Annotated in this window: 16 protein-coding genes; 6 read left to right on the plus strand and 10 right to left on the minus strand. The window is 65.6% G+C overall.

What is annotated here, in order from left to right; translation table 11 throughout:
- The first annotated feature begins 129 nt into the window (after positions 1-129).
- The 4 genes from gltB to hemE all read left to right on the plus strand — a co-directional run bounded on the left by gltB (position 130) and on the right by hemE (position 8472).
- Complete coding sequence (gltB, locus tag ACYRGX_RS06380; protein ID WP_473055769.1) at positions 130-4578, plus strand: glutamate synthase large subunit; 4449 nt, start codon at positions 130-132, stop codon at positions 4576-4578.
- 107 nt (positions 4579-4685) lie between these two features.
- Positions 4686-6104 (plus strand): FAD-dependent oxidoreductase, encoded by a 1419-nt coding sequence (locus tag ACYRGX_RS06385; protein WP_473055770.1) that lies wholly within the window; start codon positions 4686-4688, stop codon positions 6102-6104.
- A 110-nt stretch (positions 6105-6214) separates the two neighbouring features.
- Positions 6215-7315 (plus strand): glycerol dehydrogenase, encoded by a 1101-nt coding sequence (locus ACYRGX_RS06390; RefSeq protein ID WP_473055771.1) that lies wholly within the window; start codon positions 6215-6217, stop codon positions 7313-7315.
- A gap of 92 nt (positions 7316-7407) precedes the next feature.
- Entirely contained in the window at positions 7408-8472 is a 1065-nt protein-coding gene (hemE, locus tag ACYRGX_RS06395) for a uroporphyrinogen decarboxylase (RefSeq protein WP_473055772.1), read from the plus strand.
- Positions 8473-8589: 117 nt separating this feature from the next.
- Here the strand turns inward: hemE and ACYRGX_RS06400 are convergent, their stop codons facing one another.
- Positions 8590-9849: an MFS transporter gene (locus ACYRGX_RS06400; RefSeq protein ID WP_473055773.1), complete on the minus strand. Its 1260-nt coding sequence runs from the start codon at positions 9847-9849 to the stop codon at positions 8590-8592.
- Between the two features lie 115 nt (positions 9850-9964).
- On the opposite strand from ACYRGX_RS06400, the gene ACYRGX_RS06405 reads away from it, so the two are divergent.
- On the plus strand, positions 9965-10876 hold the full coding sequence (locus tag ACYRGX_RS06405; RefSeq protein ID WP_473055774.1) for a LysR family transcriptional regulator: 912 nt from the start codon (positions 9965-9967) through the stop codon (positions 10874-10876).
- Here the strand turns inward: ACYRGX_RS06405 and trxC are convergent.
- The 5 genes from trxC to ACYRGX_RS06430 form a co-directional block, all read right to left on the minus strand.
- Positions 10862-11296: a thioredoxin TrxC gene (gene trxC / locus ACYRGX_RS06410; RefSeq protein WP_473055775.1), complete on the minus strand. Its 435-nt coding sequence runs from the start codon at positions 11294-11296 to the stop codon at positions 10862-10864. The genes ACYRGX_RS06405 and trxC overlap by 15 nt on opposite strands.
- Positions 11297-11362: 66 nt before the next feature.
- Entirely contained in the window at positions 11363-13150 is a 1788-nt protein-coding gene (locus ACYRGX_RS06415) for an SLC13 family permease (protein WP_473055776.1), read from the minus strand.
- Positions 13151-14039: 889 nt separating this feature from the next.
- Positions 14040-15497, minus strand: coding sequence for a protein adenylyltransferase SelO (selO, locus tag ACYRGX_RS06420; RefSeq protein WP_473055777.1), 1458 nt, complete (start codon positions 15495-15497; stop codon positions 14040-14042).
- Between the two features lie 69 nt (positions 15498-15566).
- A complete protein-coding gene (gene mscK / locus ACYRGX_RS06425) occupies positions 15567-18893 on the minus strand; it encodes a mechanosensitive channel MscK (protein ID WP_473055778.1) in 3327 nt (1108 codons plus the stop codon).
- A 62-nt stretch (positions 18894-18955) separates the two neighbouring features.
- Positions 18956-20707: a potassium/proton antiporter gene (locus tag ACYRGX_RS06430; RefSeq protein WP_473055779.1), complete on the minus strand. Its 1752-nt coding sequence runs from the start codon at positions 20705-20707 to the stop codon at positions 18956-18958.
- Between the two features lie 159 nt (positions 20708-20866).
- Here ACYRGX_RS06430 and ACYRGX_RS06435 point away from each other — a divergent pair, with 159 nt between their 5' ends.
- Entirely contained in the window at positions 20867-21703 is an 837-nt protein-coding gene (locus ACYRGX_RS06435) for a 23S rRNA (adenine(2030)-N(6))-methyltransferase RlmJ (protein WP_473055780.1), read from the plus strand.
- Positions 21704-21721: 18 nt separating this feature from the next.
- Here ACYRGX_RS06435 and ACYRGX_RS06440 read toward each other — a convergent pair whose 3' ends face one another.
- The 4 genes from ACYRGX_RS06440 to ACYRGX_RS06455 all read right to left on the minus strand — a co-directional run bounded on the left by ACYRGX_RS06440 (position 21722) and on the right by ACYRGX_RS06455 (position 26704).
- Entirely contained in the window at positions 21722-22975 is a 1254-nt protein-coding gene (locus ACYRGX_RS06440; RefSeq protein ID WP_473055781.1) for an HD-GYP domain-containing protein, read from the minus strand.
- Between the two features lie 83 nt (positions 22976-23058).
- Positions 23059-23244, minus strand: coding sequence for a putative motility protein (locus ACYRGX_RS06445; RefSeq protein WP_473055782.1), 186 nt, complete (start codon positions 23242-23244; stop codon positions 23059-23061).
- Positions 23245-23256: 12 nt separating this feature from the next.
- Positions 23257-23919, minus strand: coding sequence for a peptide-methionine (S)-S-oxide reductase MsrA (msrA, locus tag ACYRGX_RS06450; RefSeq protein WP_473055783.1), 663 nt, complete (start codon positions 23917-23919; stop codon positions 23257-23259).
- Positions 23920-24028: 109 nt separating this feature from the next.
- Complete coding sequence (locus ACYRGX_RS06455) at positions 24029-26704, minus strand: putative bifunctional diguanylate cyclase/phosphodiesterase (protein ID WP_473055784.1); 2676 nt, start codon at positions 26702-26704, stop codon at positions 24029-24031.
- Positions 26705-26732: the final 28 nt, after the last annotated feature.

Raw genomic sequence — 26732 nt, forward strand, 5'->3', positions numbered from 1 at the left:
GAGCGTCGGATGAGCTATGTACAATAGCCTCCCTTTGCCTGCGTGAACCCGGCACGCGTCCGCGTGCGGGTTGGGTCGCCTGTTTTTAGCAATGAGCCTCGCCGTGAGGCTGTCCTGATGAGAGTTCCTATGAAAGCAGGTCTTTATCATCCTGATGAATTCAAGGATAACTGCGGCTTCGGCCTGATAGCCCATATGCAGGGCGAGGCGAGTCACCATCTGCTCGAGACCGCCATCGAAGCGTTGACCTGCATGACCCACCGTGGCGGCATCAATGCCGACGGCAAGACCGGCGACGGTTGTGGTCTGCTGATCCAGAAGCCGGACGCATTCCTGCGTGCCGTCGCCCAGGAAAACTTCTCCGTCGAACTGCCCGCGCAATACGCCGTGGGCATGGTGTTCTTCAATCAGGATCCGGCGCGCGCCGAGATCGCTCGGGAGAACATGAACCGCGAGATCGTCGCGGCGGGCCTGCAATTGATCGGCTGGCGCAAGGTGCCGGTCGACCCGTCCGTTCTGGGGCGTCTGGCCGCCGAGCGGCTGCCTGCCATCGAGCAGGTGTTCATCGGCGGTGGCGAGCTGTCCGACCAGGCCTTCGCGGTGAAGCTGTTCTCCGCACGGCGTCGCTCCTCGGTGGCCAACGCCGAGGACAGCGAGCACTACATCTGCAGTTTCTCGCACAAGACCATCATCTATAAGGGCCTGATGATGCCGGCGGATCTCGCCGCCTTCTACCCGGACCTGAGTGATCCGCGCCTGGAAACCGCCATCTGCGTGTTCCACCAGCGTTTCTCCACCAACACGTTGCCCAAGTGGCCGCTGGCCCAGCCGTTCCGCTTCCTGGCGCACAACGGCGAGATCAACACCATCACCGGCAACCGCAACTGGGCGCAGGCGCGCCGGGCCAAGTTCGCCAGTGAAGTGATTCCGGACCTCGACGAGCTCGGTCCGCTGGTCAATCGCGTCGGCTCCGATTCGTCGAGCATGGACAACATGCTCGAGCTGTTGGTCACCGGCGGCATCGACCTGTTCCGCGGCGTGCGCATGATCATCCCGCCGGCCTGGCAGAACGTCGAGACCATGGACGCCGATCTGCGCGCGTTCTACGAATACAACTCCATGCACATGGAGCCCTGGGACGGTCCGGCCGGCGTCGTGTTGACCGACGGCCGCCATGCCGTCTGCCTGCTCGACCGCAACGGTCTGCGTCCGGCGCGCTGGGTCACCACCAAGAACGGCTACATCACCCTCGCCTCGGAAATCGGCGTGTGGGACTACAAGCCCGAAGACGTCATCGCCAAGGGGCGTGTCGGTCCGGGGCAGATCCTCGCCGTGGACACCGAGACCGGCCAGGTACTGCACACCGACGACATCGACAGCCGCCTGAAGTCGCGCCACCCCTACAAGCAGTGGCTGCGCAAGAGCGCCCGGCGCATTCAGTCGACCCTGGACGACCATGACCACGGCTCGCCGTTCTACGACGCGGACGTGCTCAAGCAGTACATGAAGATGTTCCAAGTCACCTTCGAGGAGCGTGACCAGGTACTGCGCCCGCTCGCCGAGCAGGGTCAGGAAGCGGTTGGCTCGATGGGCGACGACACCCCTATGGCGGTGCTCTCCAAGCGCATTCGCTCGCCCTACGATTATTTCCGCCAGCAGTTCGCGCAGGTCACCAACCCGCCGATCGACCCGCTGCGCGAAGCCATCGTGATGTCCCTGGAGACCTGCCTGGGCGCCGAGCTGAACGTCTTCGACGAAAGCCCCGAGCACGCCCGCCGGGCCATCCTCACGTCGCCGGTGATCTCCCCGGCGAAGTGGCGCACCATCCTCAACCTGGACACCCCCGGCTTCGCCCATCAGGTCATCGACCTGAACTACGAAGAGAGCCTGGGACTGCAGGCCGCGGTGCAGAATATCGTCGAACAGGCCGAGGAAGCGGTACGCGCCGGCAAGACCCTGCTGGTGCTTTCCGACCGTGCCATCGCCCCCGGCCGTCTGCCGGTGCATGCCGCGCTGGCCACCGGCGCGGTTCACCACCACCTGGTCGAGCGCGGCCTGCGCTGCGACGCCAACATCCTGGTAGAGACCGCCACCGCTCGCGACCCGCATCACTTCGCGGTACTGATGGGCTTTGGCGCCACGGCGGTGTATCCGTTCCTCGCCTATGAGGTGCTGGGTGACCTGATCCGTACCGGCGAAGTGCTCGGCGACCTCTACGAGGTGTTCAAGTACTACCGCAAGGGCATCTCCAAGGGGCTGATGAAGATCCTCTCGAAGATGGGCATCTCGACCATGGCCTCCTACCGTGGTGCGCAGCTGTTCGAGGCGGTGGGCCTCTCCGACGAGGTCGTCGATCTGTGCTTCCGTGGCGTCGCCAGCCGCATCAAGGGAGCGCGTTTCGTGGACCTGGAGGCCGAGCAGAAGCTGCTCGCCGCCGAAGCCTGGAGCCCGCGCAAGTCGATCCAGCAGGGCGGTCTGCTGAAGTTCGTGCATGGCGGCGAATACCACGCCTACAACCCGGACGTGGTCGGTTTGCTGCAGCAGGCCGTGCAGCAGGGCAGCTACGAGAAATTCCGCGAATACACTGCGCTGGTCGACAGCCGTCCGGTGGCGATGCTGCGCGACCTGCTGAAGGTCACGCCGTCGCAGACCCCGCTGGAACTCGACGCCATCGAACCGCTGGAGTCGATTTTCAAGCGCTTCGATGCCGCGGGCATTTCCCTCGGCGCGCTGTCGCCCGAGGCCCATGAGGCGCTGGCCGAGGCGATGAACCGCCTGGGTGGTCGCTCCAACTCGGGCGAAGGCGGCGAAGACCCGGTGCGCTACGGCACCCTGAAGAGTTCCAAGATCAAGCAGGTGGCCACCGGCCGCTTCGGCGTGACGCCGGAGTACCTGGTCAACGCCGAAGTGCTGCAGATCAAGGTCGCCCAGGGCGCCAAGCCCGGCGAAGGCGGCCAGCTGCCCGGCGGCAAGGTCAATGGTCTGATCGCCCAACTGCGCTATGCGGTGCCTGGCGTGACGCTGATCTCTCCGCCGCCGCACCATGACATCTATTCCATCGAGGACCTCGCGCAGCTGATCTTCGACCTCAAGCAGGTCAACCCCGGCGCGCTGGTCTCGGTGAAGCTGGTGTCCGAGCCCGGCGTCGGTACGGTGGCGGCTGGCGTGGCCAAGGCCTACGCCGACCTCATCACTATCTCCGGCTACGACGGTGGTACCGGCGCCTCGCCGTTGACCTCCATTCGCTATGCCGGCAGCCCCTGGGAACTGGGCCTCTCCGAGGCGCACCAGACCCTGCGTGGCAACGACCTGCGCGGCAAGGTGCGGGTGCAGACCGACGGTGGACTGAAGACCGGCCTGGACGTGATCAAGGCGGCCATTCTCGGTGCCGAGAGCTTCGGCTTCGGTACCGCGCCGATGATCGCCATGGGCTGCAAGTACCTGCGCATCTGCCACCTGAACAACTGCGCCACCGGCGTGGCGACGCAGAACGAGCGCCTGCGCAAGGAACACTTCATCGGCACCGTGGAGATGGTCACCAACTTCTTCACCTACATCGCCATGGAAACCCGCGAGTGGTTGGCCAAGCTCGGCGTCGCCAGCCTGGCCGAGCTGATCGGGCGTACCGATCTGCTGGAAATCCTTCCGGGCGATACCGAGAAGCAGGGTCACCTGGACCTGACCCCGTTGCTGGGCAGCGACCTGGTGCCGGCCGACAAGCCGCAGTTCTGCCAAGTCGACCGCAACCCGCCGTTCGACCAGGGGCTGCTCGCCGAGGAAATGGTCAAGTTGGCCAAGCCGGTGATCGATGCCGCCAGCGGCGCCGAGTTCAGCCTCGACATCTGCAACTGCGACCGCTCCATCGGTGCGCGCGTATCCGGTGAAATCGCCCGGGTGCATGGCAACCAGGGGATGGCCAAGGCGCCGATCACCTTCCGCTTCAAGGGCACCGCGGGGCAGAGCTTCGGCGTCTGGAACGCCGGCGGCCTGAACCTGTACCTGGAAGGCGATGCCAACGATTACGTCGGCAAAGGTATGACTGGCGGCAAGCTGGTGGTCACGCCGCCGGCCGGCAGCGCCTTCCGCAGCCAGGACTCGGCGATCATCGGCAACACCTGCCTGTATGGCGCCACCGGTGGCAAGCTGTTCGCAGCCGGTACTGCGGGCGAGCGCTTCGGTGTGCGCAACTCCGGTGCCCACGCGGTCGTCGAGGGTGTCGGCGACCACTGCTGCGAGTACATGACCGGCGGCTTCATCTGCGTCCTCGGCAAGACCGGCTACAACTTCGGCTCGGGTATGACCGGCGGCTTCGCTTACGTGCTCGACCAGGACAATGGCTTCGTCGACCGGGTGAACCACGAGCTGGTGGAAATCCAGCGTATCAACAACGAGGCGATGGAAGCCCAGCGCAACCACCTGCAGGCGGTGCTCGACGAGTACGTGCGCGAGACCGGCAGCGAGTGGGGTCGTACCCTGGCCGAGAACCTGGACGACTACCTGCGCAAATTCTGGCTGGTGAAACCCAAGGCCGCGAACCTCAAGTCGCTGCTTTCCAGCACCCGGGCCAACCCGCAGTAATGCCTTGAACGACGAGCCGGATGCGCTGCGCGCCCGGCTCGTCGGCCACCGTGATTGTGTCTTGCGGCTTGAAGCATGGAGCTTGAGGCTGCGCAAAGAGGTTTGATATGAGCGAACGTCTCAACAACGATTTCCAGTTCATCGAGGTCGGGCGCAAGGATCCGAAGAAGAAACTGCTGCGCCAGCGCAAGAAGGAATTCGTCGAGATCCACGACCCGTTCAAGCCCCAGCAGGCTGCGGAGCAGGCGCATCGCTGCCTGGGCTGTGGCAACCCCTACTGCGAATGGAAGTGCCCTGTGCACAACTTCATTCCCAACTGGTTGAAGCTGGTCTCGGAGGGCAACATCCTCGCCGCCGCCGAACTCTCCCACCAGACCAACACCCTGCCGGAAGTCTGCGGGCGGGTCTGCCCGCAGGATCGACTCTGCGAGGGTGCCTGCACGCTCAATGATGGTTTCGGCGCGGTGACCATCGGTTCGGTGGAGAAGTACATCACCGATACCGCCTTCGCCATGGGCTGGCGTCCGGACATGTCCAAGGTGGTGCCCACCGGCAAGCGTGTCGCCATCATCGGTGCCGGTCCTGCGGGCCTGGGCTGCGCCGACGTGCTGGTGCGTAGCGGCGTCACTCCGGTGGTGTTCGATCGCAACCCCGAGATCGGTGGCTTGCTGACCTTCGGCATTCCCGAGTTCAAGCTGGAGAAGAGCGTCCTTTCGCGCCGCCGCGAAGTGTTCACCGGCATGGGCGTGGAGTTTCGCCTGAACACCGAGGTCGGCAAGGACGTCAGCGTGCAGCAATTGCTCGACGAGTACGACGCCGTGTTCATGGGCATGGGGACCTATACCTACATGAAGGGTGGGTTCCCCGGTGAGGATCTGCCCGGCGTGCATGACGCGCTCGACTTCCTCATCGGTAACGTCAAGCGCAACCTGGGCTTCGAGCAGCCCGAGGACGCCTTCGTCGATATGAGGGGCAAGCGCGTGGTGGTGCTGGGGGGGGGCGACACCGCCATGGACTGCAATCGCACCTCCATCCGCCAGGGCGCCAAGAGCGTGACCTGTGCCTACCGTCGTGATGCGGCGAACATGCCGGGTTCGCGCAAGGAAGTGAAGAACGCGAAGGAGGAGGGCGTGAAATTCCTCTTCAACCGCCAGCCCATCGCCATCGTTGGCGAGGACAAGGTGGAAGGCGTGAAGGTGGTCGAGACTCGCCTCGGCGAGCCGGATGCCCGTGGTCGTCGCAGCCCCGAGCCGATTCCCGGTTCCGAAGAAGTCCTTCCGGCCGACGCCGTGGTCATCGCCTTCGGCTTCCGTCCCAGTCCGGCGCCGTGGTTCGACGAGTTCGACATCGCCACCGACAGCCAGGGTCGCGTGGTCGCGCCCTTCGAGTCGCAGTACAAGCACCAGACCAGCAACCCGAAGATCTTCGCCGGTGGCGACATGGTGCGTGGCTCGGACCTGGTGGTCACCGCCATCTACGAAGGCCGCCAGGCTGCCGAAGGCATCCTCGACTACCTTGGCGTCTGATCTCCCCTGCATCCCGGCGCGACAACCCGTCGCGTCGGGATGATCTGGCGCAACACGCCTGTCTCGCACATCTCCTAGAGTCGACCTATCGACTGCAAGGAGACATCGCCATGCTCACTACCGCCATATTCCCTTCCCGCTACGTCCAGGGACGCAATGCGCTGGACCAGTTGGGGGATGAACTGCTGCGCTTTGGCGAGCGGGCCCTGGTGCTCTTCGACCCCTTCGCTGACGACCATCTCGGCGGTGCCGTCGAAATCGCCTGTGCCGGCAAGCTGGCGCTGACCCACGTGCGTTTCACCGGCGAGTGTTCGGACGAGGAAATCGAGCGACTGGTCGCCCTGGCGCGTCGTGATCAGCCGGCCTGCATCGCCGGCGTCGGCGGTGGCAAGACCCTGGATACCGCCAAGGCCCTGGCCCATGCCCTGAACCTCCCGGTGGCGGTAGTGCCGACGCTGGCCTCCACCGATGCGCCGTGCAGCGCGCTGTCGGTGATCTACACCGCCGAGGGGGCTTTCAAACGTTATCTGGTGCTGCCACGCAACCCGGACCTGGTGTTGGTGGACAGCCAGGTGATCGCGCAGGCACCGGCGCGCTTTCTGATCTCCGGCATGGGCGATGCGCTAGCCACCTGGTTCGAGGCCGAGGACTGCCGCCTGCGCGGCGCCGGCAACATGACCGGGCGTGTCGGCCCGCGCACGGCCTATGCCCTGGCGCGGCTGTGCTACGACACCCTGCTCGAATACGGTCCGCTGGCTCTGCAGGCCTGTCGTCAGCAGGTGGTGACGCCGGCGCTGGAGCACATCATCGAAGCCAACACGCTGCTGTCCGGCCTCGGCTTCGAGAGTGGTGGCCTGGCCGCAGCGCACGCTATCCACAACGGTTTCACCGCGCTGCACGCGACCCACGACTACTGGCATGGGGAGAAGGTGGCGTTCGGCACCCTGGCGATGCTCATGTTGCGCGACAGCGCGCCGGCGCTCATCGACGAGGTCTACGTGTTCTGCCTGGCGATCGGCCTGCCGGTATGCCTGGCGGATATCGGTCTGCCGGATGCGTCCGACGCCGACCTGCTGCGCGTTGCGGAACTGGCTTGCGCCGAGGGCGAAAGCATCCACAACGAGCCTTTTCCGGTCGACCCGCAGAGCGTACTCGCCGCCCTGCGCGCGGCCGACGCCGAGGGCCGCCGGCGCAAGGCGCTGTGTGGCTGAAGGCAGTTCCCTCCGCCGGAAGGCACGGCATTCGCCGTGCCTTTTCTCATCCGCTTTGCGAAAATGCCCGCACTCCCGATCTGGACGAGCCCATGACCGCCCTGAAGAACGACCGTTTCCTCCGCGCCCTGCTCAAGCAACCTGTCGACGTCACCCCCGTGTGGATGATGCGTCAGGCAGGCCGCTACCTTCCCGAGTACCGCGCCACGCGCGCCCAGGCCGGGGACTTCATGAGTCTGTGCCGCAACGCCGAGCTGGCCTGCGAGGTCACTCTGCAACCGCTGGAACGCTACCCGCTGGATGCGGCGATTCTGTTCTCCGACATCCTCACTGTGCCCGATGCCATGGGCCTGGGGCTGTACTTCGAGACCGGTGAAGGCCCGCGCTTTCGCAAGTCGGTGAAGACCCGTGCGGACATCGATGCGCTGCCGGTGCCCGATCCGGAGGCCGACCTGGGCTACGTGATGGACGCGGTGCGTACCATCCGCCGCGAGCTGAACGGCCGTGTGCCGCTGATCGGCTTTTCCGGCAGTCCCTGGACCCTGGCCACCTATATGGTCGAGGGCGGTTCGTCGAAGGACTTCCGCCAGTCCAAGGCGCTGCTCTACAGCGATCCCGCCGCCATGCATGCACTGCTCGACAAGCTCGCCAGCGCGGTGACGGCCTACCTCAACGGGCAGATTCGCGCCGGTGCGCAGGCGGTGCAGATCTTCGACTCCTGGGGCGGCAGCCTGTCGGATGCGGCCTATCGGGAATTCTCCCTGGCCTATATGCAGAAGATCGTCGATGGCCTGATCCGCGAACACGATGGACGCCGCGTGCCGGTGATCCTCTTCACCAAGGGCGGCGGGCTGTGGCTGGAAAGCATGGCCCAGGTCGGCGCCGAGGCGCTGGGCCTGGACTGGACCTGCGACATTGGCCAGGCGCGCGCCCGCGTGGGTGCCCAGGTCGCTCTGCAGGGCAACATGGACCCCTCGGTGCTCTACGCCAGCCCGCAGGCCATCCGCGCCGAGGTGGGACGTATCCTCGCTGCCTATGGCCCGGGCAGCGGCCACGTGTTCAACCTCGGCCATGGCATCACCCCGGAGGTCGATCCTGCCCATGCCGGTGCCTTCATCGAGGCCGTGCACGAACTGTCCGCCGCTTATCACGGCTAACCGCTGCTGAAAAAGAGACGCCCGGCGATTGCCGGGCGTTTTCGTTTTCATCGGGGCGCGCTGTTTCTACACCGCCAACGCCTCCCGAGGCGTCACGCCAGCCTGGCGTCGTTTCGATCAGGCTGCTGCAAGGCTACTCACCGGCAGCGGCGCCAGGCGCGCCAGGTGGACCGCCACGGCAAGGGCGATGAGCAACAGTGCGCCGATGAACAGGCCGACACCGTTCCAGCCGGCCAGGTGCCAGAACACCCCGCCTATCGTCCCCGCCAGGCTGGAGCCCATGTAGTAGGCGAGCAGGTACAGCGAGGAGGCCTGGCTGCGACCACTGCGCGCCCTCCGTCCGATCCAGCTGCTGGCGACCGAGTGGGCGCCGAAGAAGCCGAAGGTGAACATCAGCATCCCGGCGAGGATCGCCCCCAGCGGGGCGAACAGCGTCAGGGTCAGGCCGCAGAGCATCAGGCCGATGGTCGCCCAGAACACCCGGCGGCGTCCGAGACGATCGGCCAGGGCGCCGACCTGCGCGGAGGAATAGATGCCCGACAGGTACACCACCGAAAGCAGCCCAACCAGCGCCTGGCTCAGGTGGTAGGGCTCGGCCAGCAGCCGATAGCCGATGTAGTTGAACAGGGTGACGAAGGCGCCCATCAGCAGGAAGCCCTCGAGAAACAGCCAGGGCAGACCGGCATCGCGGAAATGCACGGTAAAGCCGCGCAGCAGACTACCTGCGCGCAGGCGCCGCGGGCGGAAGTTGCGCGACTCGGGAAGAATCCTGGCGAACAGCAGGGCGATCGCGAAGGTCAGGCCGCCGATGCACAGCAGGGCGGTCTTCCAACTGACGAAGTCGATCATCACGCCGGCGATCAGGCGCCCAGACATGCCGCCGATGGCATTCCCGCCGATGTACAGGCCCATCGCCAGGCCCAGGTGCTGCGGGTCGATCTCCTCGGAGAGGTAGGTCATGGCGACCGCCGCCAGGCCGCTGAGGCACAGGCCGACCAGCGCGCGGGTCACCAGTACGGCGTGCCAGCTGGGCATCAACGCGCCGAGCAGGGTGAACAGGGCCGCCCCGAGCAGCGCTGCGACCATCACCGGTTTGCGCCCCAGGGCATCGGACAACGGCCCGGTGAGCAACAGCCCGATGGCCAGGCTGGCGGTGGAGATGGAGAGCGCCAGGCTGCTCTGCGCCGCGCTGATGGCGAAGGTGTGCGAGAGCACCGGCATCATCGGTTGCACGCAATAGAGCAGCGCGAAGGTGGCGAAGCCGCCGGAGACCAGGGCCAGCACGGTGCGCAGGAACTGAGTGGAATTCTTGGAAATGTATTGCGGAGCGGGTGACGCGAGAGCAGCAGGATCGGGTGCAGCGACAGCGGGTTTCACGACAAGCCTCGGTGCGCGGTGGGCGCCAGAAGAACACGGGAGAAATATATAGCTGCCTAACAGTGTCGTCTAATATATTGTTCTCTATTATTGATATCTAAAAAAGATCATTCCCATGGAGCTTCGTCATCTGCGTTATTTCGTGGCCGTCGCGCAAGAGCTGCACTTCGGCCGCGCCGCGCAATTGCTCGGCATTTCCCAGCCGCCCTTGAGTCAGCAGATCCAGGCGCTCGAGGAGGAGGTGGGGGCGCGCCTGTTCATCCGCACCAACCGCCGCGTGGCGCTGAGCGAAGCCGGTAGATTGTTCCTCGACGAGGCACGCCAGGTACTCGCCCAGGTCGAGCGCGCGAGCGACGTGGCCCGTCGCGCGCAGCTCGGCGAACTGGGCGAGTTGAAGATCGGCTTCACCTCATCGGCACCCTTCACCCGGCGCATTCCTCGCGCCATCCATGCCTTTCGCCAGGCGCATCCGGAGGTCCATCTGGATCTGCGCGAGATGAGCAGCCGGCGGGTCGCCGAGTCACTGCAGGAGGGCGCCATCGACCTGGGCTTCATGCGTCCGCTGGCGCTGGATGATTCGCTGCACAAGGTGGAGTTGTTTCGCGAGCCGTTGGTGGCCGTGCTGTCGAGCACCCATCCGCTGGCGGTGGAGGGCGAGCAGGGCCTTTCACTCGCCGCGCTGGCCGCCGAGCCGTTCGTGTACTTCCCACGGAATTACGGCAGTGGGCTCTATGCTCAGCTCTTCGGGCTGGCCAGCCGGGCGGGCTTCAGTCCGCGTGTCGCCCAGGAGGCGGCGGAGCCGATGACGATCATCGGACTGGTCTCCGCAGGGCTTGGCGTTTCCGTGTTGCCGGCCTCGTTCCGTCGCATTCGCATCGATGGCGTGGCCTATCGCACGCTGCTCGACGAGGATGCGCAAACCGCCGTCTGGCTGGTGCAGCGTGCCGGCGACGCGCCGGCGAGCGCCCTGGCTTTCGTCGAGCTGCTGACGCGACAGGCCCAGGAGGGCGCTTCACACCCCCTGTGAGGCGAGCCAGGCTTGCAGTTGAGGCAGGGCCAGTGCGCCGCTCTGGCGCGCGATCTCCCGGCCGTTGCGGAACAGGATGAGGGTCGGGATGGAGCGGATGCCCCACTGCCCGGCCAATTGGGGGTTCGCCTCGCTGTCCAGCTTGGCCAGGCGGCAGCGTCCGCGCAGTTGGGCGGCGGACTGCTGGAACACTGGGGCGAACGCCCTGCAGGGGCCGCACCAGCTGGCCCAGACGTCCACCAGCAGCGGCAGATCGCCCTTGAGTTGTCGTGCGTGGTTGGCCTGGTCGAGGGTGAACGGTGCCTCGGGCAGTAGCGCCCCCTTGCACTGGCCGCATTGGGCCGCTTCCTGCAGGCGCGCGCGGGGTACGCGGTTGAGGGCTGCGCAGTGGGGGCAGGGGATTATCAGGGCGTCCGTCATCTCGGCTCTCCGCATGGGCTCGCAGCACAAGATGGTGGCGCCGCGCTGAGGATCAAGTCCCGCCGCTCAGGCCAATGGCCAGAACAGCGGTATCACCAGGCTGGCGACCAGCCACAGCAGCAGGTTCAGCGGAATGCCCACCTTGAGAAAGTCGGCGAAACGGTAGCCGCCGGCATTGTAGACGAAGGTGTTGGTCTGGTAGCCGATGGGGGTGGCGAAGCTGGCGCTGGCGGCGAACATCACGGCCACCACGAAGGCGCGTGGATCCACGCCCAGGTGTTGCGCCACGCCGATGGCGATCGGCGTCACCAGTACCGCCACGGCGTTGTTGGAGAGCATCTCGGTGAGCAGCGAGGTGAACAGGTAGATGAACGACAGCATCAGCCAGGGGCTGGCCCAGGGCAGCGCGCCCATCACCTGGCTGACCACCAGCTGCACCAGACCGACCTTGTCCATGGCGATGCTGATCGCCAGCATGCCGAAGATCAGCGCGAGGATTTTCCAATCCACCGCCTTGTAGGCGTCTTCGACGTCGAGACAGCGGGTCGCCAGCACCAGCACGGCACCGATCATCGCCAGCCCCTCGATGGGCATCACGCCGAAGGCTGCCAGCAGCATAACCGCCAGCGTGGTGGCGATGGCGATGGGCGCCTTGTCGCGGCGGAAGGCGCGCTCGTTGACCGCGTGCAGGCTGATCAACTCGCCGTTGTCGGCAAAGCGCTTGATTTGCGCCGGCGTACCCTCGACCAGCATGACGTCGCCGAACTGCAGTTGGAAGTCGTCGAGGTTGGCGGAGACGTTCTCGTCCTGGCGATGCACCGCGAGCACGGCGATGCCGTAGCGCGCGGTGAGGTCGAGGTCGCGCATCGGCCGGTGGCTGTAGCGCGAGTTGCGCCCGACGATGGCCTCGGCGAGCACGGTGTCGTGGTCGCTGATCGTCTCGAAGGCGCCGTCGTTGCGATTGAAGACCAGCTTGCCGCTCTCGCGCAGTTCGACCACGTCCTGCACCTGGCCGTGGATCACCAGCAGATCGCCAGCCTGCAGACGGGTGTCGTTGGCCGGTGTGCGCAGTTCCGCGTCGTCGCGGAACAGGCTCAGCACCTGCAGGCCGCTGCCGCCGTTGAGCTGCGCCTCGGCGAGGCTGCGGCCGATCACTGGCGAGCGTTGCGGCACCAGCAGTTCGCTGATGAAGTTACGGTCCAGTTGCGGGCGCAACTGGCGCGAGAGGGTTTCGCGGGAAGGCAGCAGGCGGTGGCCGATGGTCAGCAGGTAGAGCATGCCGACGCTCGCCAGGATCAGCCCGGCGCCGGTGATCTCGAAGATGCCGAACGGCGCCAGGCCGGCCTTGCGCGCCACGCCATCGACGAGGATGTTGGTCGACGTACCGATCATCGTCAGCGTTCCACCGAGAATGGTGGCGTAGGACAGCGGGATCAACAGTTTCGAGGGCTGGCTGCCGGCGCGGCGAGCGAGGGCGATAGCCACCGGCGTGAGGATCGCCACCACCGGGGTGTTGTTCAACGCCGCGGAAATCACCAGGGCCGTCAACGTCAGGCCGCCGAGCACCTTCAGCGGGTCCTGCCCGACCAGGTTACCCAGCCAGTTGCCGAGCGCATCGATGCAACCGGTGCGCTCCAGCGCCGCGGAGATGACGAACATGCAGGCGATGGTCACGGGTGCCGGGTTGGAGAGCACACCGAGCACCTCGCCGGGGGTCAGCAGTCCGCCTACCAGCAAGGCCGCCACGGCGATCGCGGCGACCAGGTCAGGCGACCACTTTTCGCGGACGAAGGCGTAGAGGACCCAGAGCAACAGCAACGAAACGAACAGCAGGGGGAACGCGTCCCAGCTCATGGTGGGTCCTTGGCGAATCTCGTGTGAGGTATCTGCGGCGCGGGCCGCGACGCAAGGTTGAGGTCTGCTGCTTATGAAGTCCAAGAACGTTTTGTTGTTTTCTTATGCTCTAGATGATGGTTGGGTGGGGCGTTGTGGGGTATTTTCTAAGATTTCTTGAACGAGTGCCGTTGCCGCGGTTCGCGGTTTTGGGCTTGGGTTTAGGAGCGTCGCACTTCCTCTGTTGGGACTACAGGTTTCGCCCTCCACGGCGAGTTACTTTCTCTTGTCTGGCCAAGAGAAAGTAACCAAAGAGAAGGCCACCCCAGCATCCGGGTCCGTTCGCTGTGCGAACGGACTTCCCTCGCTCCGGCGCCGCTCCGGGGGCACGCCGCGAAGGGGCGTCCTGCCCCTTCGCGCCTTGCTCGGCGTCCTGCCTCGCATCCCCCTGCGCAACGCCTGCACTCAGCCTCCTGAAGGGGCCCCGGGTGCAAGCTGCACCGTCGGTGGTCGCGTTGCTCTGGCTCGGCCCCATCCTACGTCTACTCGGACTTGCAGACGGCGCCGAAGCGCCCCGTTGGTCCGGGTGAACGGAATCGTCGCGTAGCAGGTTGAGCCGCCTGGACGGCGGCGAAAGGCGTATCGGGCCAAGGATGGCCCGTATACGCCGGGCCTGTGGAGCGGCGATGGACTGAACGAACCCCGTCCGCGCCAGCGGGCGGGGCCGGATCGTCGGGGCAATGGTTTTGCCCTCTTTTGCCGCAGCCGGCGAGGTGCAACAAAAGAGGGTCGCCCAGGAGGGCGAAACAGGGAGGTTCGGCTGATAGCCGACAATAGGCCTTTGGCGCCAAAGCCCCGGAGCACATGCTCTAATCCAGCGCCCTGCGAAAAGCGAAGCGCTAAGGCACCCTCAGGACGAACAACTGATCTCCAGATGCTTACCCCAGTCCGGCGGCCGCTGTGCGTAGCGCTCCTGCCCGGGCTGCTCGTCGAAGGGCCGGCTGAGGACCGCGTGCAACTGATGCAGCGGTGCATAGTCGCCTCGCTCGGCGGCGGCGATGGCCTCCTGCGCGAGGTAGTTGCGCAGCACATAGCGCGGGTTCACCCCATGCATGCGCTGGCGCCGTTGCGCTTCGTCGGCCGCTTCGCCGGCACGCGTCAGGTAGTCCTGTGCCCAGGCATCGAAGCCGTTGCGGTCGACGAAGTCATCGCGCAGCGCGGCCAGAGCCTGGGCGGCGGGTTGCTCGCCGAGGCGGCGGAAGAACAGGTTGTAATCCACCGCGCTGTCCTGCATCAGTTGCAGCAGACGCTGCAGCAGCGCCTCGTCGCCGTCTTCCGCGCCAGGCAGGCCCAGGCGTTCGCGCATCTTCGCCAGGTAGTGCGCCTGGTACTGCGGCAGGAAGGTGCCGAGGGCGGCGAGCAACGGTTCCTTGCCCACCAGCGGCAGCAGCGCCTGGCCCAGTGCCGAGAGGTTCCAGTGGGCGATGGGTACCTGGTTGCTGTAGGAGTAGCGCCCCTCGTGATCGGAGTGGTTGCAGACGAAGCGGCTGTCGAAGTCGTCGAGGAAGGCGTAGGGGCCGTAGTCGAACGTCAGGCCGAGGATCGACATGTTGTCGGTGTTCATCACTCCGTGGCAGAAGCCATAGGCCTGCCAGAGGGCGATGCTGCGCGCGGTGCGTGCGAGCACTTCCTCGAACAGTGCGGCGAACGGCTCGGGCTGTTCCAGCAGGTGCGGAAAATGCGCCTGCAGCACGTGCTCGGCCAGGCGCCGCAGGGCGTCGTGCTGCTGGGTGTAGTAGAAGTACTCGAAATGACCGAAGCGCACATGGCTCGGCGCCAGGCGCAGGAGCATCGAGGCGCGTTCCTCGGTCTCGCGGTAGACCGGAGTGTCCGAAGTGGTCACGCAGAGCGCGCGTGAGGTCGGAATGCCGAGCGCGTGCAGGTACTCGCTGGCGAGGAATTCGCGGATCGAGCTGCGCAGCACGGCGCGACCGTCGCCCATGCGTGAGTAGGGCGTCAGCCCGGCGCCCTTGAGGTGCAGGTCCCAGGACTCGCCACGACTGTTGCGCACCTCGCCCAGCAGCAGGCCGCGGCCGTCGCCCAGGCGGGGCGTGTAGCCTCCGAATTGATGGCCTGAGTAGACCATCGCCCGGGGCTCGGCGTCGGCCCACAGCTTGTGTCCGCTGAACAGTGCGACGAAGTCCTCGCGCTCGGCTTCCTGGGCGGGCAGGTCGAGCAGCGCCATGGCGGATGGCGAGGCGATCACCAGGCGCGGCGCGGCGATCGGGTCCGGCAGGACTTCGGTGGAGAAGTCATCGCCGAGGCGGGCGAAGCGGTTGTCGAAGACGAGCTCGTCGAGGGTGCGCATGGCGGGCTCCAGGTCGTTGGCTTGCCGCCCGCGGGCGGCAAGAGGTACATGGACGTGCGCCGATAATCCTCAGACAGCGGGCGGCGGCACGGGTTTGCTGGCGTCAGCGGCGGCGCCTGCGGCACCCAGCAGAATGCCCTGCTGCAGCGGTTGCTCCTGGCCGTTGTCGAGGTTCTTGACGAAGACGTCGACCTGGCGGAAGGCGATCTCGATACCGTTCTCATTGAACAACTCGAAGATCCGTCGGTTCACCTCGTCGGTGGCGCGGCCACGGTCGCCGAGTTCGCGCACGTGGATGATCAGGTCGTGGTCCAGGGTACTTTCGCCGAATACCTGGAACAGCACCAGCGGTTCCGGGTCGGCCATTACCCGGGCGTTCTCGCGCGCCGCCTGGTAGAGCAGCTCGCGCACACGGGTGAGGTCCGAGCCGTAGCCCACGCCGACTTTCAGCACCAGGCGGGTGATGGTGTCGGTGAGCGTCCAGTTGATCAACTGGCTGGTGACGAAGGTCTTGTTCGGCACGATCACCATTTTCTTGTCGGGATCGATGATGTGCGTGGCGCGGATACGGATGCGGTTCACCGTACCGGTGACACCACCGACGGTCACCAGGTCGCCGATGCGTACCGGGCGTTCGAAGAGGATGATCAGGCCGGAAATGAAGTTGGCGAAGATCTCCTGCATACCGAAGCCCAGGCCCACCGACAGCGCGGCGACCAGCCACTGCAGCTTGTCCCAACTGACCCCCAGCGAGGACAGTGTGGCGACGAAGCCGATGCCGAACAGCACGTAGGAGAGCAGGGTGGTGGTCGCATAGGCGCTGCCCTGGGCCAGTTGCATGCGCGAGAGCACCAGCACCTCGAGCAGACCCGGCAGGTTGCGCGTGAGCATCAGGGTGATGCCGACCATGAAGGCGGCGGCGAACAGGTCGAGCAGGGTGATGGCGCTCTGGCTGCCGTCGGCGCTGCCGTAGGTGTAGAGCACCACGTTGCCCAGGTAGTTGCTGACGGTGATCACATCGGCCCAGACCCAGTAGAGCGCCGCGGCCAGCAGGCCGTAGAGCGCCAGGCGGATCAGCCGCAGCGACTGCTGGTTGACCTGCTCCAGGTCGAGCGTCGGCTCCTCGACGATTTCCACGCCATCCGGGGTCTCGGCCTTTTCCGTCTCGCGGCGGGCGATGGCGCGCTGGTAGGCCAGGCGCCGTGCGGCGACCGCCAGGCCGCGTACCAGGGTCGCTTCGATGACCACCCAGAAGATCAGCACGTAGAGCGTGTCCACCAGACGGTCGCTGAGCTTGAGCGCGGTGTAGTAGTAGCCGAAGCCGACGGCGATCATCAGCGCCAGCGGCAGCAGGGCGAAGAGCACGCCGATCAGCATGCGGCTGAACGGCGCGTTCTCGCTGGACGGGCCGCGCAGCAGCAGCTTGAACAGCAGGGCACTCATCACCGCGTAGCCGAGCATCACGACGAGGATGCCCAACACGTCCTCGGAGAGCGATGCCGGCTGGTATTCGGCGAAGCTGAATACACCGACCAGCGCGACCACCACGAGGCCCAGCCAGCGCACCTGCCGATGCAGGAAGACGACCTGCGCGCCGGCCCAGCCGAAATGCGTCTGCGCCACGCCCTGGCGTGCCAGCACCCGATAGGTCGCGTAGAGCACCAGCCAGGCCTTGGCCATTTCCAGCAAGGCGGCGCCGAGGAAGGCGTTCTGTCCGCGAGCGTCGCTGAGCAGTGCGTAGCCGCACAGGGCCAGCAGCAGGGAGCCGGGAACCGCCAGCAGCAGGTTGAGCAACAATGCCACTGGCGTATGCCACTGGCTATCGCGCTGGTAGTGGGAGATGTCGTGGCTGATCTGCGTGAGCTTGGCGAGGATCGAAACGCGTCGCCAGAGCAGCACGCCGATCAGCAACAGTGGCAGGAAGACCCAGGGACGGCCGAACAGGCCGGCGAATAGCTCCTGGGCGACCTCGCGCCAGGGGAGCGTGGAAACCTGTTCGGCCAGCCGCCCCGGTGCCGTGCGCAACCACTCCAGGTTCAACGGCCGGTTGCTGGGAATCCAGAACAGCTGCTCGTCCAGCGTGGTACGCAGTTGCTCGCTGGTACTCTGCAGTTGTTGCTGGTTGAGCTGCAGACTGATGGACTCGTTGAGCAGGGCGTTGAGTTCTCCACCCAGGCGCTCGAACAGTTGCGCGCGGGTCTGTGCCAACTCCAGCAGGGCGCTGCGCGTCTTCTCGTCCACCGCCTCGTTTTGCGTATCGATCACCTTCTGCACGTAGGCGCTGGCACTGCCGAAGGCCTCGCGGCGCTTGTTCAGCTCGAACTGGTAGAGACGGATGTCGGCGATCTCGTCGGCGGGGATGGCCTCCGTAGCCACCCGGCGCAGCGAGCGCCGCTGTTCGAAGAGGATGTTGGCCAGCAGCGGGCTGCCACGCAGGACGTCGATCTGTTCTTCCAGCGCCTGGCTACTCTGCTGCAGGGCATCGAGCTGCTGCTTGGTGCGGAGGTTGCGTTGAGAGACCAGGTTGAGGCGGTCCGTGGTCTTGAGCAGGTAGTTGGAAAACTCCAGGTTGATGGCGCTTTCCTGGGACAGCAGGCCGCTGCCGCCGGAGGCCTGGGCTTCCTGGGCGAGTTGCTGGTAAGTGGTTTCCGACAGGTTCAGGCGGCGTCGGTTGAGCAACTCCTGGAGGCCCTGGGTCTCCTTGTCCAGGCGCGTGCTGCGGGCTTCCTGGAGTTCGCGGTTGGCGTTGCCGAGCTCCAGAAGCAGGCTGTTGCCGGCCAGTTCCTGGCGCCGCAGCGCATTCCGGGCTTCCAGTGCGGCCCGTTCCGCACGCAACTGATCGCGGCGCTCGTCGCTCAGCGCCTTACCGGCTTCGCGGCCGCTCTTGAGCAGGGCGTCGATCTGTGCGGTGCGGGCCTGGTTGCTCGCCAGCTCGGTCTGGGCGCGCTCCGGACGGGTCTGCGAGGCGACCACCAGATTGCTGGCTTCGCTCAGCGCCTTCTGCGCCGCGCTGAGTTCTTCACTGCGTTTGGCCAGGCGGGCCTCGAGTTCGTCGAGCGGAGTGTCCGCGGGTGGCAGACTGGGTTCGCCACCGCTCTGGATGAGCTGCTGCAGCTCCTTCTGTGCCTGGGCAATGGCCTGCGGAGCGCCGGCCAGTTGCTCCTGCAGGCTCTTCAGGTCGGCCTGTGCTTCGTCGCGACGCTGCAGTTGTTCGAGCGTCTGCTCCAGGGTTTGGCGCAGCGCCTGGCGGTCGGGCTCGGCGAGATTGCGATCGGCCAGGCCATCGAGGCTCGCTTGGACTTGCGCCGGGTCCGGCAGCGCCGGCGTCTGGGCGAGCGCGGGCAATACCAGCAGGCCAAGGAGCAGGGTGCAGCAGACACGGGCGAAGCGGGGCATGGCAAGCAGCCTGGCGACAAAACGCGGATTCTAGCAGCCCCGCAGAGCCTCGCGGAGTCGACTCAGAGGAACAGTCCTGCGTCCGGACGCTTGCCTTCGGGGAAGCGCACGCCGACCTTGCTCACCCGTTTGCCATCGAGTTCGGCCACGGTCCAGGTCAGACCGTGCCACTCCACCTGGTCGCCGACGACGGGTTGCCCGCCGATCTCCGTCGCCATGAAGTGGCCGAGTGACTCGCTGGCCTGCTTCGGTTCGACGCTGAAGCCATAGAGGGCGGCGATGGCATTCAACTCGGCATCGCCCTCGAGGACGAAGTCGCCGAAGAAACGCAGGTCCTGGCCTCGCTGGGGGGCCTGGCTGAACAGCTTGCCGAGTGCCGGTAGATCGCGCTCGTGGCCGATCACGCAGAGGATGTCTCCGGCCTGCAGGCGCGTGCTGCCGGAGGGGTGTAGCAGTTCACGGCCTCGGAACAGCGCGGCGATACGCGTACCCGGCGGCATGCGCAGCTCGCGCAGCGCGGCGCCGATGCACCATTTCTCCGCGCCCAGGCGGTAGATGAACAGCTCCCACTGGCTGGTGGCGTGGATCTCCAGGCCGGCACGGGAGATCGGTGAGGGCTCCGGCGGTACGGTGACGCGCATCAGGCGCGCCGCCAGCGGCAAGCTGGTGCCCTGCAGCAGCAGCGACACCAGCACGATGAAGAAGGCCACGTTGAAGAACAACTGGGCATGCGGCAATCCGGCCATCAGCGGGAATACCGCGAGGATGATCGGTACGGCGCCGCGCAGGCCGACCCAGGAAATGAACAGCTTTTCACGGTCATGGAAGGCGCGGAACGGCAGCAGGCCGAGGAATACCGAAAGCGGGCGGGCGAAGAGGATCATCCACAGCGCCAGCAGCAGCGCGGGCAGCGCCACCATCATCAACTCGCGCGGGGTGACCAGGAGCCCGAGAATCAGGAACATGCCGATCTGTGCCAGCCAGGCCAGGCCATCGAGCATGTGCAGGATGCCGTGGCGGCTGCGTATCGGCCGATTGCCCAGCAGCAGGCCGCAGAGATAGATGGCGAGGATGCCGCTCCCTCCCATGGCGTTGGCCACGGCGAAGATGATCAATCCGCCGCTGACGGTGAGCAAGGGATACAGCCCGTTGGCCAGCGACAGTCGGTTCACCAGCTTGAGCAGCAGCCAGCCGCCGCCGAGGCCGAGCAGCATGCCCAGGCCGAACTGTTGCAGCAGTTGCAGCAACAGGTAGCGCCAGTCCGCCGTGCCTTCGTTGCCTGGTGCGAGCATGCTGATGAGCGTGACGGTGAGGAACACCGCCATCGGGTCGTTGCTGCCGGATTCGATTTCCAGGGTCGAGTTGACGCGTTCGTTGAGTCCGCGACCGCCCAGCAGGCTGAAAACCGCGGCAGCGTCGGTGGAGCCGACGATGGCGCCGATCAGCAGGCCTTCCATCAGGCTGATATCGAACAGCCAGGCGGCCAGCAGGCCGGTGAGTCCGGCGGTGATCACCACCCCCAGGGTGGCTAGCGACAGGGACGGCCAGAGCGCTACGCGAAAGCTCGCCACGCGGGTGCGCATGCCGCCATCGAGCAAGATGATCGCCAACGCCAGGTTGCCCACCAGATAGGCGAGCGAGTAGTCCTCGAAGACGATGCCGACGGGGCCGTTGACGCCGGCGAGCATGCCGACGCCGAGAAAAATCACCAGGATCGGGATGCCGAAGCGGGAGCCGAAGGCGCTGACCAGGATGCTCACAGCCACCAGCAACGCACCGATCAGGAACAGGCTGTTGATGGTCGTGGCATCCAAGGCGAAACACTCCTGAGCGGGACAGCGTGCAGATATGCAGGCCGCGTGCCAGGGATTCTAACCTGTGGCTTTGGCGGGCTGTCAAAAAAGCCTCCGCATCGACGGCCCTGCCCGTCTGCGCTTGGCGCCGCTAGAATGCCTGCTCACTGGGAGCTCTCGATGAATTACCGTCACGCCTTCCACGCCGGCAACCATGCCGACGTGCTCAAGCACCTCGTCCTCAGTCGCCTGTTGGCGCTGCTGGCACGCAAGGATGCGCCCTATGCCTACCTCGACAGTCATGCGGGCGTCGGCCTCTACGATCTTGCCGGAGAGCAGGCCGGGCGCACCGGCGAGTGGCTCGAGGGCGTCGCCCGGCTGTGGGGGCGGCAGGATCTGCCGCCGGCCCTGGCGGACTACCTGGGCGTGCTCGAAGCGATGAATCCGGATGGCCAACTGCGTTTCTATCCCGGCTCGCCGGAGCTGGCGCGGCGCCTCTCGCGTGATCAGGATCGCCTGCAGTTCAACGAGAAACACCCGGATGATGGTCAGGCGCTGCGCCAGAACATGGCAGGCGATCGTCGTGTCGCGGTGCATCTGGGCGAAGGCTGGCACGTGCCCCGGGCGCTACTGCCGCCGCGGGAGAAGCGGGCCGTGCTGCTGATCGATCCACCCTTCGAGCAGGCCGACGAATTGCAACGCTGCGCAACCGCGTTGGCCGAGGCCCATGCCCGCATGCGCCAGGCGATCGTGGGTATCTGGTACCCGATCAAGGAGCTGCGCCAGCTCAAGCGCTTCTACCAGGACCTGGGCAAGAGCGGCGCGCCGAAACTGCTGCGGGTGGAGCTCTACGTGCAGGCCCCCGATGATGCGCAGCGCCTGAATGGTTCGGGGCTGGCGATCAGCAATCCGCCCTGGGGGCTTGAGGACGAGCTGCGCGCGCTACTGCCGTGGCTGGCCGAGAATCTCGCCCAGGGTGAGGCTGGATGGCGCCTGGACTGGCTGATCGCCGAGTGAGTGGCACGCCCCCGCCGCTCAGGCGGGCTTGCCCGGCTCGATGTGGTAGCTCAGGTTGCGCCGCGGGCTGAGGTATTCCAGTACGTCCCGCGGCACCGCACTCGGCCGCAGGCTACGGGCAATGCTCATCGTCGGTTCTTCCACCAGGTCCACGATCAGCGCTTCCTGCTTGGGAATCTCGGCGTCGTAGAGGATCAGCGTCGGCTTGAGCGACTGGCTCGGGTTCATCCCCAACACCAGTGCGTAGCGCTCGTCATCCAGTTGCACCAGGCTGCCGGGCGGATATACGCCCATGGTGCGAACGAAGGCCTTGAGCGCGACATCGTCGAAGTGCTGGCGCTGCTGCTTGAACATCACGGCCAATGCCTCGTGGGGACTCAGTGCCTGGCGCGGGTCGAGCGGGTTGCAGAGCCCGTCGAAGCGGTTGGTGATGGCGACGAGACGACTCAGGCGGCCGATGTCAGCTTCGCTCAGGTGGCGCGGGTAGCCGCTGCCATCGCAGTGCTCGTGGTGCTCGTGGATGATGCGCAGCACCTCGTCATCGAGCATCAGCGCCTGCCCCATGCGCAGGCCGAACTCGGTGTGCATCTCCAGTAGTTGCTGCTCGGGCCGGGTCAGCGGTGGCGGTTTGAGCAGTACTTTGCTGGGAACCTCGAGCTTACCGATATCGTGCATCAGCGCGCCGAGCCCAAGGCTGTGGCAGGCTTCGCTGTCCAGGCCAAGCTGGCGACCCAGCAACAAGGACAGCACGGTGACGTTGAGGGCATGGAAATAGCTGTCTTCGGCGGCCTTGCCGGTGATGCCGTGCAGCACCACGCCAGAGGCGCCCAGCAGTGTCTCGACCATTTCCTTGACGATGGTGCCGGCGAGCTGAATGGCATCTTCCGGTCGGCTGCGCAGCGTCTGATTGAGCTGCTTGATGCGCTGGCTCGCCTGTATGAAGCGTCGGTCGACATCCTCGACGCGCTGCCTCAGTTGGCTCAGCTTGCGCGCCCGAACCTGGCGGGCCTCGGTCTCCGGATCGACCGGTGCCGCGCTGACGGCGGGGGCGGCCTGGGCGTCCGCATCGAGCGGCAGGGGCGCGCAGTCACTGCGCTCGGGATCGTAGCGCAGCCTCTTGAGGCCGAGCTCGCGAAGGGCCTGCAGTTGGTTTTCATCCTTGATCTTGAAGCTGTTGAAGGCGAAGTCGTGCTTCCACCAGCTCACGTCGAGTTGTACGTAGAGACCGACGCACAGTTGCTCTGGCTTGATATAGGGCGTGTTCGAGGGCATGCCTTACTCTCGGACAATGGCTAATTGCCCGCAGTTTAGTCTGGCCGGCCCTCTCCTGGGGCTTATTCTTCCGGCGGTCGACTTCAAACCATCACGTCGATGTTGCTGCCCAGTTGCGGCGAACTGCTCGGGGCACTGACAGGAGTGCTTTGCAAGAGCTGGGCGGGCAAGTTGGCGGCCTGCAGTTCGAAGGTCTTCTTCAGGAGCGCCAGCGACAGCTGCGAGGCGATCTGCGCCGAGGCCTGGTTGGCGATGTTCATTGAGTCCATCGTCGATGCCTCCTAGGACAGCGCGGTCTCCGGCGGCATGCAGACACCGGTGCCGCCCAGACCGCAGTAGCCGTTGGGGTTCTTCGCCAGGTACTGCTGATGGTAGGCCTCGGCGTAATAGAAGTCCGCTGCCTCGGCGATCTCGGTAGTGATCTCCCCGTAGCCGGCACGATGCAGGCCGGCGGCGAAGCGCTCGCGGCTGGCCTGGGCCTGGCGCAGTTGCTCGTCGTCCAGGCAGAAGATCGCCGACCGATACTGGGTGCCGATGTCGTTGCCCTGGCGCATGCCCTGGGTCGGATCGTGGGCTTCCCAGAAGGTCGTGAGCAGGGCTTCGTAGGACGTCACCTGCGGGTCGAACACCACCAGCACCGCCTCTGTATGACCGGTCAGGCCGGAGCAGACTTCCTCGTAGGTGGGGTTCGGGGTGTGCCCGCCCGCGTAGCCGACCGCGCTGCTGTAGACCCCAGGCTGTTGCCAGAAACGCCGTTCCGCCCCCCAGAAGCAGCCCAGGGCGAAGATCGCCTGCTGCATGCCGGCGGGGAAGGGCGGTTTCAGCGGATGGCCGTTGACGTGGTGCGCGCTGGGCACGGGCAAGGGTGTGGAGCGGCCGGGCAACGCCTGGGTGGCATTGGGTAGGGCCTGTTTATGGACGAGAATTTCCGAGCGCAGGACCATGGGCGTGTCTCCGTCATTGGGGCGAGCGGGCGAGCCGTGGCTCAGGTTCGTTTGCGGCTGTATCGACTGTAGCCCGAGCGGTGCCGGGTTATCCAGCCGAAGCGGCGACTCAGCGACGAGGGGGGTAGCGACGCAGGCTCTGTGCCAGGTCGTTACCGGGTATCGGTCGGTCGAAAAGATAGCCCTGGCCGATGTCGCAGTGCTGGCGGCGCAGGAAGGTCAGTTGCTCGGCGGTCTCGATGCCTTCGGCGACCACGATCAGGCGCAGGTTGTGGGCCATGGCGATGACTGCGGAGGTGATCTCCATGTCGTCCTGACTGGCCGGGATGTCCTTGATGAAGCTGCGGTCGATCTTGAGGACGTCGATGGGGAATTTCTTCAGGTAGCTCAGCGATGAGTAGCCGGTACCGAAGTCGTCCATGGCGAGCGTCAGCCCCAGAGCCTTGAGCTGATTGAGCTGTTCGCGGGTACTCTCGGTGGCCTCCAGCAGCAGCCCCTCGGTCAATTCGAGCTCGAGGCGTGAGGCCGGCAGGCGTTCCTCGGAGAGGATACTGGCGATGGAGCCGACCAGATCCGGATCGGAGAACTGCTTGGGTGACAGGTTGATGGCGATCTTCAGTGCCCCCAGGCCCAGTGCCTCCAGCTCCAGGCTGGCGCGGCAGGCCTGGCGTACCAGCCATTTGCCGATGGGGATGATCAGGCCGGTCTCTTCGGCCACGCTGATGAAACGGTCCGGACGGATCATGCCCCGCTCGGGGTGGTTCCAGCGCAGCAGCGCCTCCATGCCGACCAGGGTGCCCCGTCGCAGGTCGAGCTTGGGCTGGTAGAACACCTCCAGCTCGTTCTGGGTCAGTGCGCGGCGCAGGTTGTTCTCGACGAAGAGCTTGTAGGCCGCCTCGGCGTTCATCGCCTCGGTGAATACCTGCAACTGGTGGCGACCGTTGGCCTTGGCCTTGTGCAGTGCAAGGCCCGCATGCTTCATCAGGGTTTCCGGGTCGCTGCCATGGTCCGGTGCGCAGGCCAGGCCGACCGAGCCGGTCACGTTGATCAACTGGTTGTCGACGAACAGCGGCTTCTCGAGCATGTACATCAGTTGCTCGGCCATATGGAAACCGGCCTGTGGCGTGATGTTCTCCAGCAGTACGGCGAACTCGTTGCTGGCGAAGCGCGCGGTGGTGCTGGTCGGAGGCAGGCTATTGCGCAGGCGTCGGGCGAGGCTGATCAGCAGCTTGTCGCCGGTCTGGTGTCCCAGGCTGTCGTTGATGCGCTTGAAGTTGTCGATGTCGACCAGCAGTAGCCCCAGGGCCGTCTGCCCTTGGGCGAAGCGCTCTTCCAGGGTGCGGATGAAGTGCGGTCGATTGCCCAGGCCGGTCAGGCTGTCGGTGAACGCCAGGCGCTCGATGCGCTGTTGCGCCAGCTTGTTCTGGGTGACGTCCTCGTAGATGCCGACGTAGTGCGACAGCTCGCCATTGCTGGCATAGACCCGCGATAGCGACAGGTAGCCCCAGTAGTTTTCCTGGTTCTTGCGTTTGCTGCGCAGTTCGCCCTGCCAGCTGTTGTGGCGGCTCAGCGACGACTTTGCATCGAAAAGCAGGTCGCTCAGCCCTTCCAGTGCCGGCAGCTCGGAGAGCAGGTGCCCCTGGACCTCATCGGCCGTGTACTGGGTGATCGCGGTGAAGCTGTGGTTGACGTATTCCACGCGCCCGTCGCGATCGAGCAGCAGGAAGGCGCTGACGCTTTGTTCGACCGCGCGCTGGAACAGGTGCAGGGTATTGGTCGCCTGGTTGCGCTGTTGGCTGCTCATGACCTGGGCGAATTGATCCGCCAGCTCGCCGGCGAAGGCGATCTCGTCGGCCTGCCAGATGCGTGGACTACCGGCGTGTTCCAGGCAGAGGACGCCGGCCAGCTCGCCGTCGAGGTAGACCCCGGCGTCGAGCACCGCGGTGATGTTCGCCGGCAGCAGGCGATCGGCCAGTTCGCGGGTGCGCGGATCCTGGCGTATATCGCAAGCGTCGATGGCCCGGCCGCTGTGCAGTGCTTCGAAATACACCGGATAGTGTTGCGGCTCGATCGGGGACGGCAGCGCATCGCTGGCCAGTTCCCGATGGTATTGGGCGACCGGTTGCAGCAACTCCTCGCGCAGGCACCAGAGGCTGGCCCGGACCACCTCGAAGGTCTCGCAGGCGGACTGGGTGATCATCCGCGCCGCTTCGCCGATGGCATCGTTGGAGCGGTAGCGATGCCGCGCCAGGCTGATGATCAGGCTCTGCTGCGCCTTGGAACGCACCAGGTGCTGCAGGTGTTCTTCTTCGGTGCGCTGGTAGTTTCCCAGGCTGACGCGCAGGTTTTCATTCTCCAGCGCCAGCGCCGTATCCAGTGCAGGTGAGGTTTCGCCGAGCAGTAGCAGGTAACCGCGCAGTAGGTTCCGACGGTGCAGGACGAAGGCTTCGCCGACTTCCACTACTTGCTGGGTGCCCCGCGGCGCGTGCAGGAGGTAGCGCACCAGGTAGCGAGAATTTTCCTGCAACTGCTGCTGGATCTCGTCGTGCAAGCGGTAGCGCGCCTGGGGTTCCATCAGGCTGGCGTAAGGGGATTCGATCAGTCCGCAGAGGTCGCTGGCGGAGATGCCGATGCGAGTCTCGCAGGAGGGGTCGAGGAAGAGTAGGGACCAGCTCGGCTCGTTTACACGCTCGAAGCGCAGCATACCGAGGCGCCCCGGCACCGGTAATTGAGTCACGATATCAGCCGTCGGTCTAGCCGCGGTCGTTTCGGCTGGGCTCTTCATTCGCGCGTCGCGCTTCCACTTTGGATCT

The sequence above is a fragment of the Pseudomonas sp. R4-15 genome, assembly GCF_055768815.1.